10 protein-coding genes are annotated in these 11365 nt (G+C 64.7%); 6 read left to right on the forward strand and 4 right to left on the reverse strand.

Going from position 1 to position 11365, the window contains the following annotated elements; genetic code table 11:
• Positions 1-51 precede the first annotated feature (51 nt).
• Together MNQ99_RS02610 and MNQ99_RS02615 are read right to left on the reverse strand one after the other, a co-directional pair.
• The gene (locus MNQ99_RS02610) at positions 52-708 is read right to left on the reverse strand and encodes a response regulator (RefSeq protein ID WP_127512347.1); all 657 of its coding nucleotides are present in this window, start codon (positions 706-708) and stop codon (positions 52-54) included.
• Positions 701-2587: a sensor histidine kinase gene (locus MNQ99_RS02615; protein ID WP_241914326.1), complete on the reverse strand. Its 1887-nt coding sequence runs from the start codon at positions 2585-2587 to the stop codon at positions 701-703. The genes MNQ99_RS02610 and MNQ99_RS02615 overlap by 8 nt, the downstream gene beginning before the upstream one ends.
• Before the next feature lie 163 nt (positions 2588-2750).
• Between MNQ99_RS02615 and MNQ99_RS02620 the strand changes: the two genes are divergently transcribed.
• From MNQ99_RS02620 to MNQ99_RS02640, 5 genes are all read left to right on the forward strand, one after another.
• Positions 2751-4244 (forward strand): CitMHS family transporter, encoded by a 1494-nt coding sequence (locus tag MNQ99_RS02620; protein WP_241914327.1) that lies wholly within the window; start codon positions 2751-2753, stop codon positions 4242-4244.
• A 225-nt stretch (positions 4245-4469) separates the two neighbouring features.
• Positions 4470-4955: a DUF3040 domain-containing protein gene (locus MNQ99_RS02625; protein WP_241914328.1), complete on the forward strand. Its 486-nt coding sequence runs from the start codon at positions 4470-4472 to the stop codon at positions 4953-4955.
• 61 nt (positions 4956-5016) lie between these two features.
• A complete protein-coding gene (locus tag MNQ99_RS02630) occupies positions 5017-5271 on the forward strand; it encodes a hypothetical protein (protein WP_241914329.1) in 255 nt (84 codons plus the stop codon).
• Positions 5272-5501: 230 nt separating this feature from the next.
• Positions 5502-6785, forward strand: coding sequence for an IS110 family RNA-guided transposase (locus tag MNQ99_RS02635; RefSeq protein WP_241914330.1), 1284 nt, complete (start codon positions 5502-5504; stop codon positions 6783-6785).
• A 381-nt stretch (positions 6786-7166) separates the two neighbouring features.
• A complete protein-coding gene (locus MNQ99_RS02640; RefSeq protein WP_241914331.1) occupies positions 7167-7934 on the forward strand; it encodes a ribonuclease activity regulator RraA in 768 nt (255 codons plus the stop codon).
• Here the strand turns inward: MNQ99_RS02640 and MNQ99_RS02645 are convergent.
• A complete protein-coding gene (locus MNQ99_RS02645; RefSeq protein WP_127512353.1) occupies positions 7901-8623 on the reverse strand; it encodes a GntR family transcriptional regulator in 723 nt (240 codons plus the stop codon). The two genes, MNQ99_RS02640 and MNQ99_RS02645, sit on opposite strands and share 34 nt — an antisense overlap.
• Positions 8624-8739: 116 nt before the next feature.
• Here MNQ99_RS02645 and MNQ99_RS02650 point away from each other — a divergent pair, with 116 nt between their 5' ends.
• Entirely contained in the window at positions 8740-10302 is a 1563-nt protein-coding gene (locus tag MNQ99_RS02650; RefSeq protein ID WP_241914332.1) for an ABC transporter substrate-binding protein, read from the forward strand.
• Between the two features lie 71 nt (positions 10303-10373).
• Here the strand turns inward: MNQ99_RS02650 and MNQ99_RS02655 are convergent, their stop codons facing one another.
• On the reverse strand, positions 10374-11342 hold the full coding sequence (locus MNQ99_RS02655; protein WP_241914333.1) for an AEC family transporter: 969 nt from the start codon (positions 11340-11342) through the stop codon (positions 10374-10376).
• Between the last annotated feature and the right edge of the window lie 23 nt (positions 11343-11365).

The following is an 11365-nucleotide window of genomic DNA, read 5'->3' on the forward strand; positions in this document are numbered from 1 at the left end:
TGCCGCCGCCCGATCAGCATGGCGGTGCACCGCAGGGTTGCCCGTACGCCGTCAGCCGGCCCGCCCGTAGCGGTGCTCGGGCCGCCCGGTGGTGCCATAGCGCAGATGGATCTCCACCGCGCCGTCGTCGGCCAAGGCGGACAAGTAGCGTTGCGCGGTGGCCCGCGAGACGCCGACCGACTGGGCCACCTCCGCCGCCGAACGCTGCAGCCCGGATGCCAGCGCTTCCAGCACTGCGGCCTCGGTTGCGGACCGGGTGCGCGCAGCCACCGCAGCCTCGGCCGGATGCAGCGCATGCAGCGCCCGGTCCACCGTGTCCTGATCTACGGCAGGCTGCTCGGCCAACAGCCGCCGGTAGCGGGCGTAGGCGCGCAGCTTCCGCGCCAGCGCCTCGGCCGTGAACGGCTTGATCAGGTAACCGAGCGCACCGCGGCGCAGGGCCTTGCGGACCGACGGGGCATCCGCGGCGGCGGTCAGCATGATGGTGTCCACGTCCACCTTGCGCAGCAAGTCCAGCCCCAGCGCATCCGGCAGGTACACGTCCAGCAGCATCAGGTCCGGCTCATGCCCATGCACGGTGCGCAAAGCCTGTTCCGCCGTTCCGACCGGCGCCAGCGCGCTGAAGCCCGGGACGGAATCCACATAGCCGGCGTGCAGGCGCCCCACGTGAAAGTCGTCGTCCACAATCAGTACCTGAAGGTCAGTCATGGTTTGCTCCTGGTGATGCGGGTTCAACGGTGCCCGGCAGCCGGGCGCAGAATACGGCTCCGGGGCCGCCCGGACGCCCGGGATCCGCCACCCAGACGTCCCCGCCCCGGCGGCGCGCGAGCCTGCGGATCAGCGACAAACCGAAGCCCTGGCCGTGGATGTCCGGCAGTCCGGCCGGATCGGTCTCCGCCACACCCGCGTCCGCCGCCGCCTCCGCAGGACCGTTCCGGGAGCCGCCCGCCGTCGAATAGCCTTCGGCGAAGATCCGCTCAGGCCCGGAGCCGCCGTCGCCTGCGGCCGTGCCGTCGGCGAGCCCGGGCAGCCCGTCCCCGGAGTCGGCGACCACCAGGTGCAGCGTTCCGCCGCCGTCGGTCAGTTCGTCCATGATCTCCACCTCCACCCACCGGTCCGGATCGCTCCCGTGCACCGCCGCCCGGACCGCGTTGTCCACCAGGTTCCCGATCACGGTGGTCACGTCCTGCGGATCGGTGACCCGGCCGCGGACCAGCGTTTCCGGGCCCACCCGGAGCGTCACTCCGCGTTCGGCCGCCTCCATGCTCTTGGCACCGATGAAGGCCTGCAGGTACGCATCCTGCAGCAGCTCGGCCTGTTCGGCGGGGTAGTTCAGCGGGCCGGTCTGCATGATCGAGGTGAGGTAGTCCTGCGCCTGGTCGGGATTCCCGGTGGCCAGCAGGCCGGAAATCGTGTGCAGTCGGTTGGCGAACTCGTGTCGTTGCGCCCGCAGCGCGGTGCTCAGCGCGCCCACGGCATCCAACTGGCGGGTCAGGGACTGGACAGCGGTGCGGTCGCGCAACATGATCACCCAGCCCAGCTCGGGGGCACGCGGAACAACCGCGCCGGTGCCCGTCCCGGGGCGGTAGCCGCGCCGGCCTGGAGTTCGGCTGGCCTGCACCTCCCGGGCGGAGAGGATCAGCACGCGGGAACCGACCACCAGTTCCACCGTCGGGGACTGCGGGTCGGCGTCATCCAGCAGATGTCCCAGCGCATCCGGCAGGGCGGATTCCTCCAGGCCGGGCAGCTGCAGCCCCGCCAGCGGACTGCCGACCAGCTCGGCATCAATGGCGAAGCCCAGCAACCGCTTGGCCTCGCGGTTGAACACGGTGATCCTGCGGTCGGCGGAAACGCCGATGACGCCCTCGTCCACGCCGCGCAGCACCGCCTCCTGGTCCTGGGTGAGGGCGGCAATCTCCTCGGGTTCGAGTCCGAGCGTCAGCCGCTTGAGCCGCCGTCCCAGCAGCAGCGATGCCGCCAGACCCAGTGCCAGCGCTCCCGCAGTGGTAGCGGCGATGGGCAGGATGCTGCTGGCCAGGGACTGCAGGACGTCCTCGCTGGAGAATCCCACGCTGACCTCGCCCACCACGGATGCGGACCCCGGGGCGTACACGGGTACCTTGGCGCGCGCCGAATGGCCCAGCGTGCCCTGTTCCTGTTCGGTGACCTCACGTCCGGCCAGCGCTTCGGAGGGGTCGGTGCTGACCATCCGGCCCAGCTCCGCCGGATTGGGGTGCGCCAGCCGCAGGCCGGAATCATCGGTGATTACCACGAACAGCGCGCCGGTCCGCAGCCGGATATCTTCGGCCAACTCCTGCAGCGGTCCGTCGGCCAGGGCCTGGCCGGAAAGCTGTTCAGGCCCGGCGTCAGCCAGCGCGGCGGTCCCGGCCCGAACGGCATCTGAGGCCGCGACGGTGCGGGCTACGGCGAGGGCCTGGCCCTCGGCATCTTCGCCCAGCCGCTGGTAGGTGAGCCAGCCAAGCACGACGGCGGAAAGCAGCAACACCACGGCCACAACGGCTACTTGGAGGAGCAGCATGCGGCCGGAGAAGCCCATCCACGGACGGCGGCGGCCCCCGTTCTCCATGGTGCCTCCCGGGTGCGGCTTCCACCGACTGTGAGCTAAATGAGCAAAACGTGCGCAATAAGCAGTATGCACCTGAAGGGGGCTAAACCGCCATCCGTGACCCGCGCCACCCTAATGTCTGTAGGGCCGGTCACACCGGCTGCGTTAGAACAAAGGAGTTGCTGTGCTGGTATTTCTCGGCTTCGCAATGATCGCGGTCTTTATGGCGCTGATCATGACCAAGAAACTGACACCCGTTTTGGCCCTGATTATTGTGCCGACGATCTTCGGCCTCTTCGCCGGGGCAGGCCTTGGTATGGGCGACATGGTCCTCGAGTCGATGAAGTCGTTGACGTCCACAGCAGCTCTGCTGATGTTCGCCATCATTTTCTTCGGCCTGATGATCGACGTCGGACTGTTCGACCCGCTGGTGCGCTTCATCCTGCGCACCCTGGGCAATGACCCGGCCAAGGTGGTGCTGGGCACCGCGGTGCTGGCCGCCGTCGTCTCGCTGGACGGCGATGGTTCCACCACCTTCATTCTGACCACGGCTGCCATGCTGCCGATCTACCTGCGGCTGGGCATGAGCCCGGTAGTGCTGACCTGCGTGGCCGGCCTGGCCAATGGCACCATGAACATTGTTCCCTGGGGCGGCCCGACGGCGCGCGCTGCCGCGGCACTTGATGTCTCGCCGACCGATGTCTTCGTCCCGATGATTCCCTCGCTGCTGGCCGGCATCATCATTGTGATGGTGTTCGCCTGGATGCTCGGCCTGAGCGAGCGCAAGCGCCTGGCCGGCGGCAACCCGAAGGCCACGGCCAAGGGCAAGCCCGACCTGTGGGCCGAGGCTGCGGAGAACAACGACGGCGGCGCCGGTACCTCCCGCGGAAAGGCTGGCTCGGTCTTCGGCGGTGGCCGCGGCAGCCGCGGCGCTGGCAAGCCGGTTCCCGGCACTTCTCCGGCCGGCGGTTCGGTGGCGGTCCTGGAGGCGACCGCCGAGGAGGACACCGCCGGCGGCTCGCTGACCGATTCGGCCCTGGACCCCAACCGCTCCACCCTGCGCCCGCACCTGTTCTGGTTCAACCTGGTCCTGACCGTAGCCGTCATGGTGATCCTGGTGCTGGACATCGTCCCGCTGGCCTACGTCTTCATGGTGGGCGCCGCCATCGCCTTGGTGGTCAATTTCCCGAACGTCAAGGAGCAGGCCAACCAGTTGGTGGCGCACGGCAAGAGCATCGTCGCCGTCGTCTCCATGGTGATGGCAGCAGGCGTGCTGACCGGTGTGCTCAACGGTACCGGCATGGTGGACGCCATGGCGGCCTGGCTGGTGGACATCATTCCGGATTCCATGGGCCCGTTCATGGCCGTGATTACCGGGCTGCTCAGCATCCCGATGACCTTCTTCATGAGCAACGACGCGTTCTACTTTGGTGTGCTGCCGGTGCTGAGCGAGACCGCCGCCCACTTCGGCATTGCCCCCGCCGAAATGGCGCGGGCATCGATCACCGGCCAGCCGGTGCACATGCAGAGCCCGCTGGTTCCGGCCATCCTGCTGCTGGTCTCGCTGGCCAGCGTGGAACTGGGCGACCACCACAAGAAGGTGCTCTGGCGCGCGGCCATTGTCTCGCTGGTCATGCTGGCGGTCGGCATCCTGCTCGGCGCGATCCCCTGGGGCTGAGCCACCAGATCAACAATGACGGCGGCGCCCGGGTTCTGGTTTTGACCAGTCCGGGCACCGCCGGCGTTTAATGGCTCGTCCCCCCGTAGGGTCATCCGTGCGGAAGGCAGAGAAAAGAATGCTTCTCGAACTATTTAACAAATGCGAATAGGCTTTCTTCATTTTTGTATTCGCTCACAGTAAACCGAATATTGGCCTTAAAGCATTTCGCTGGATACAATCCGAGTGGGTGGCGAAATTCCTGCATTCCGGCGCAGATCCAGAAATAAAATTCAGGAAGACCCACCTGACGTCGTGATGAAGCTCTGTGAGGCCGTTTTGTCGCGGCGAACACTCCAGACCACCACGACGACGGAAGCTCTCGGCGGTGCAGGCCGTAAGGAGATGTGGATGCCCTTATCCCCTGAAGAACAAAAGCAGCTTGAGGCTATTGAGCACTACCTCAGCCTGGATGACCCTGATCTTGCACAGAAACTGCGGTCAGGATCTCATGCCGCTTCGAGCAATGTGCGCAATGTCTGGGTGCCGTTGATGCTGCCGATTGTGATCATGGCCCTGCCCGTGGGTATCGCTGCCAAGCTTGCGGTGGTCGCCCTCACAGGATTCATTCTCGCCGCGGCCGGAGTCTACGGAGTTCTCAGCAATTCACGTCTTGAAAACCCTCAGGGCGGCACGCGGAACAAAAGCCGGGAAGAGCCGGAAAGGCGTTAACGACAACATGGCCGGCGCGGTCCGCATAAAGACGCGCCGAGCACTGATTAAGGAGAAAAGTGTGACTCAGAACAAGATTGTCTTCACCATGACAGCGTCACCTCACAAAGGTGGCGAACAGGTCTTCCACAACAGCATCGAACTGGTTGTGGAAAATGGCGTTGGGGGTGCCAGTTTCATACCGCTTGAAGTCGGCGGCACACAGGCGGTTTTGCAAGGGGAGATCATCGCCGATCGTCGTTTAGACAATATGAACGGGACGGGTGATTGGCTCGCTGTCGGCCCGGATGGCCATTATCGCCGGTCGGCCGCGTAGCGCCGGCTTGGCAGCGTCCGTCCAGTACAGCAGCAGGCGGCGCCCCCGCGGCCTGCTGCCCGGCGGTCGGTGATGTCCTGTATCCGGACGGACAGCAGGTATGTCCGTTCGCTGGAACCGGGGCCTTCCTTGTCACAGGTCCGCGGGTTGCCATCGGCTATCCCCTTTGCCCGAGGGGCTGCCGGGGGTGCAATGGTAGTGCCGCATGTGAAGCTTGGGAGGTCCCGGCTATGTTCGAGCATACTTTCATCGGTCTTGACGTTCACGCCGTCGACGTCGTTGGCTGCGCCCTCAACCCGGAAACCGGGGAACTCGTCCGGAAGACGCTGCCGCCTGACCCGGCGGTGGTCCTTCAATGGGTGCGGCGTTTTAAACCGCCAGTCAAGGCAGTGTACGAATCAGGGCCGACCGGCTATGTCCTGGCTCGGTTCCTGCAAGAAGCAGGCATCGATTGCGTGGTCGCGGCATCGTCCAAGCTTCTGCGAGCCCCGGGCGACCATGTGAAAACCGATCGCCGGGATGCACGCGTTTTGGCCGAGATGCTGGCCGTCGGCAGTGTCACCGAAGTCCGCATACCCGATGCCGAGACCGAAGCTCTCCGCGATCTCTCCCGACTGCGTGCGGCAGCGGCCAAGGACCTTGCCCACGCCCGCCAACACGTCAACGCCTTCCTGCTCCGCCATGGCATCCGCTACCCCAAAGACACCAAGTGGACCCTGGAGCATCATGCCTGGCTGCACCGACAGCGCTTTACCGACCCCGTTGATCAGTTCACCTACGACGCCGACCTGGAACAGGCCGAACTGCTCGCCGTTCATCTCAAACGCATCGATAAGCAGCTCATGGCCACGGCGTCACGCTGCAGGTATGCCCCCGTCATCAACGCGTTGATGTGTCTTCGCGGCATCCAGGTAACCACCGCGTTCGGCCTCGCGGTCGAGATCGGTGACTGGACCCGTTTCACCGGATCCTCCATCGGCTCCTACCTGGGCCTTGTTCCCAGCGAACAGTCTTCCGGCCAGTCCCGAAGTCAGGGCCCGATCACTAAAGCCGGCAGCACCTATGCCCGTAAACTCCTGATCGAAGCCGCCTGGCATCACCGCCGACCGTTCTCCCGCCCCGGCCTCAGGATGCTGCACCAACTGGATCTGGTCGACCCGGCAACCCGGATCCGCGCGCTGGAAGGGAACCACCGGCTGCACCGCAAATGGGAGCATTTCGATGCCCGGAAGAAGAAGTCCGTCAAAGCCAACACCGCGATTGCCCGCGAACTCGCAGGCTGGTGCTGGTCGCTGGCAGTCCCGCTCCAACTAGGAGAACCCATGAACGCGGCCTGCCCCCCCCAACAACGTGCCCACCGGCCGACCGCGGCAGCGACGTGGCAAGCACGCGGAGCCAACCGGAGACGCGACTATGAGCAGGCGCCTGACACGCTCCGACGCTCGATTTTAGACACCCGAACGCTCCGGCCGAATAATCGTCATGCGGTACCCAACCCGCGAATATCAGTCTGACCATGCCAGTCGAAAATGACTCGCCCCGCTGCCGTCGATCAACCGTATTGGGCACAAAAGTGAGCGGCCCCGGAACCGAACACCCGGGAGCCGCTCACCTACGACTCTTGACAGCCAAACCTACATATCAGTCACCGACCGTGCGCTGGCGGAGTATCTGGAGGATACCTTGGCATCGAAAGAGAGCATACACCTTGATCTCAGCGTAGTGCTCGGGGAGCGTTCCTTGGGGGAGTGCCTCCGCGCAGCGTGAGCGGTCGGGCCCTTCCGACGAGGAAGGCCCAGTCGCTCGATCCCGTGGGCATTCCGTTCCTTCCACTTCTGCGCTAGGCTCCTCGATATCTTGGTATACCAAGATATCGATTGTGAGAGGAAACGTCCATGTCCCTAGGTCTTGCCCCTGCTGCTCCGGCAGAGGGGGAGCAGCATATTCACGCCCCGCTGAGTTCGACAGTGCGGGAGGCGTTGTTCCGCGTCAGTACGGCGACCATCACCACGCAACTGATGTCCCGCGGTTACCGCAACACTTACCTCGAGGGTCTGGCGTTCTCGAATCCGTCCCGTCAGCGCATGGTGGGCGAAGCCTTCACCATGCGGTGCATCCCTGCGCGGGAAGACATCGACATTCCCGAAATCTTCCAGGACTACGATCATCCGCAGCGTACCGGCGTCGAATCTGTGCAGCCCGGCCAGGTTCTGGTCGTCGATTCACGCGGGCGCAAGCGGGCGGCGTCGCTGGGGCACATCCTGGCCACGCGGCTGAAGGTCAAAGGAGCCGAGGGGATTGTCACAGACGGCTCTTTCCGGGACATGGCAGGGTTCGAGGAGCTGGACCTGCCGACCTTCTCCGCCGGCGCATCACCGACAACCAATCTGGCGCAGCACCACGTGGTTGACGTCCAAGTGCCCATTGGCTGTGCCGAGGTGCCGATCTACCCAGGCGACATTATGGTCGGAGATAGGGACGGCGTCGTTTGTATACCGCGACATCTCGCGGAAGAAGTTGCCCGGGACGCCCTGGAGCAAGAACGGCTTGAAGAGTTCATCCTGGAACAGATTGAAGGCGGAAAGCCGTTGCGCGGAACCTATCCGCCCAACGAGCAGGTGCGCCAGGCTTACCGGGACAAGCTGTCGCGCTCCGCGGAATGACCATCCGAGCGGCGCTCGTGACGCCTGACAAGGTCTATGGAGGCCGTGATGTGGTCACGCATCATGGCAGCGGCCGCCTTGGCATCCCCTCGGTGTGCAGCCTCGTAGATCGCCTCGTGTTCGGCCGCCTCGGCAGCACCGCGCGGCCACCGTTCCCAGAGCACCCCGACGACGGCCAGGGCAGTGAGGTCTTGGAGGCTGTCCAAGGCCTTGACCACGAAGTCGTTCTCGCAGCTCGAGTACATTCCGCGGTGGAACCGACGGTTTGCCAGAGCCTGGCCGGCGGTATTCCCGTCCTTGGCGTGCTGCCGGGCATCATCCAGAGCCTGGCGCGCAGCCGCAAAACCTGGATCGATCCGGGCTGCATCCTCGATGGCCCACGGCTCAAGCAGGACCCGCTGCTCGTAGATATGGCGGACATCGGTAAAGCTCAGCCGACGGACTTCGATGCGCCGGTTGAACGTGGCCACCAAGCCGGACCGTTCCAGGACGATCAGCGCTTCCCGGACCGGGGTCTTGGAAACGCCCAACTGGTCGGCAATCCTTCGCTCCACGAGGGTTTCACCGGGACTCAGCTTGCCGGAGAAAATGGCGCTCTTCAGGGACTCGACGATCAGGCCGGAGCGGGTCGGTGCCGGCCCCAAAGCGGGCAACGGGGACAAGGAAACAGCGTCCGGCAACGAGGTCATGCAGGTCAGCTTAGTTCACCTTTCCCGAGTCGAGGCGCCGACCACCGCTCATGATCTCCCGGACCGGCCCGGCCGCCCGGCTTCCATATCTTTCCCATCTTCCTAAGGAATCAACGATGTTTTCTTCTGATGAACACAACACGAGGCGCGGTTCGTTCCGTGCCACGATCGTCATCGCTGCTGCGGCGGCACTCACTTTAAGCGGATGTTCCGTGGCCAATTCGGAGGCCGATACTGCAGCCAGCGGGCAGGCGCTGAGGCTGGTCCTGCCGATGGAACCGACGACGCTTGAGCCGTGTGACTCGTCGCTGGCCTCCACCGGCGTCGTCGTCCGCTCCAACATCACGGAACCACTCATCGAGCGGGATCCGACCAGCGGCGAACTCCATCCCCTGCTCGCAACCAGCTGGGAAGCAACCGGAGACACCGAATGGACCTTTACGCTGCGCGAGGGCGTCAGCTTCCAGGACGGGACGCCCTTCGATGCTGACGCGGCTGCATTCGCGATCAACCGCGCCGTCAATGGTGACCTCAGCTGTGACGTCGAAGGACAGATTTTTGGCGACGCGGATCTGGTCGTCGAAGCGGTGGACAGCCTGACCCTCAAGGTCAGCACTCCTGACCCGGACCCCGTTCTGCCGCTTCGCCTTTCCTTCATCGAGATCGGCGCTCCGACAGACGCCGAAGCCAAAGTGCGCGAACCCATCGGCACCGGTCCTTACGCCGTCGCCAGCTGGGATGCGGGACTCAAGATCACGCTGCAGCGGAACGAGGACTACTGGGGCGACGCTCCCGCTTACCAACGTGCCGAGTACCAATGGCGGTCGGAGGGCACCGTCCGGGCCGCGATGGTCACTGGAAACGAAGCCGACATTGCGATGGGCCTGAGCGCCGACGACGGCGCGGGAGAACTGGGCATCGACTATCCGAACAACGAAACGGTTGCGCTGCGGTTCAGCGGCGATATCGCGCCCTTGGATGACATCCGGGTCCGGCAGGCCATCAACTTTGCCATCGACAAGACCGGCATCACCCAGTCTCTCTACGCGGGCAAGAGCGAGCCGGCCTCGCAGATCATTCCGCCGGGCGTAGTTGGCTACAACGACGGTCTTGAACCGTGGGAGTTCAACCTGCAAAAGGCCAAGGAACTGGTCGCGGCAGCAAAAGCGGACGGTGTGCCCGTGGACCAGAAAATCACCATCGTTGCCCGGAGCGGACAGTTCCCCAAGATCGACCAGTTGACTGAAGTGCTGCAGGAACAGTTAAAGCAGATTGGCCTCAACGCCGAAGCCAAGGTCGTCGAAACCTCTACGGGGCTGCAGTACCAAGTGCGTCCGTTCATCCTGAACGAGGGAGCCATCGCGATGGTCGTCCAGCACGGCAACCAGGCCGGCGACGCGTCCTTCAGCGTCGACTCCTACATGACTACCGACGGCCAGATGAGCATGTTCGGTACGGAAGCGTTCGATGAAGTCCTGTCCCAAGCCTCGGCACAGACTGGCGAGGAACGGCAGCAAGCCTTTGCCGACGCCTTCGCGTACGAACGGAACGAGGTGGTGCAGTTTGCCTATATCGCGCGGATGACCGGTGTGCTGGCGAAGGGCGCGGGTGTGGCCTATGAGCCGAATTCGGCTACCGGGGACGAATTGCGCCTGGCTGCGGTCAGCCCGGCGAACTGATAAATGCGGTGAGTCCAATGCGGCCCGCGGTGTCATCGACGCCGCGGGCCGCTTCGCTCTCGGACCACCGGCTAGCCCAGCAGCAGGGCAACGAGCAGGACTGCGGGGAGCGAGAGCATTGAGCTGAGGAAGATGATGTCCCGCACCAGGGTGGACTGCATCCTGAACTGGCTGGCGAACAGGAAGACGTTCTGTGCGGTGGGCAAGGCGGCCATGACCACAACGCCCAGCAGCGGGACGCCGTCCAGTTGGAAGAGGAAATGCCCGATCGCCCACGCGAGGGCCGGCATCAGGATGAGCTTCACTACGGTGCCCAGTGCCACATCCGCACGCAGGCTCCGCTGGGTCAGCGGCTTTTGCCCGTACAGGCTCATGCCGAACAGCATCAGCAGCAGGGGAATGGAAGCGTTGCCCACCATTTCTATCGGTGCCCAGAGCACCTCCGGAAAGTGCAGCCCAGTCAATGACATCAGGGCGCCGACGGCGGTGGCAACGGTGACGGGGTTGAGGATGGACCTCACCACGGTGCGCCACAGCGGCACAGTAGCGGGAGCACCGCCGTCGGGATGACGGGGTTTCACGGCCTCAGCCTTCCGCTGGCACCACGCGAAGATGGACAAGTAGATCGGCGCGATGACCAGCAATTGGGCCAGCAGCACCGAGACCACCGGGTCTGCGCTGCCCACCGCGTAGAGGGCGATGGGCACACCGATGTTCCCGGCGTTCACGTAGGTGGAGGCCATGGCGCCACCGGCCGTTTGTGCGGCCGAACGCCGCAGCACAAAGCGGCTGAACAGCGCATAGGCCGCGCCGGCAACAGCGGCAGTGACCAGAGCGATCGGGGTGTACACGCCGACCACCGACGCCAGGTCCGTGTCCGCGAGCAACACCAGCATCAGCGCCGGATTGGTGATGTAGAAGATCACCGGCGTGAGCCCGCGCTGCATGTCCGGCGCCTTCTGCGGCAAGATGGCTGCGGCCAAGAAGCCCACCGCCACGATCACCAGCACTACGCCGAAGCCGAGCAGCACTCCTTCCACGGAACCTCCTGAAGTCACGGCAA

The sequence above is a fragment of the Arthrobacter sulfonylureivorans genome, assembly GCF_022637435.1.
GTDB classification, from domain to species: Bacteria; Actinomycetota; Actinomycetes; order Actinomycetales; family Micrococcaceae; genus Crystallibacter; species Crystallibacter sulfonylureivorans.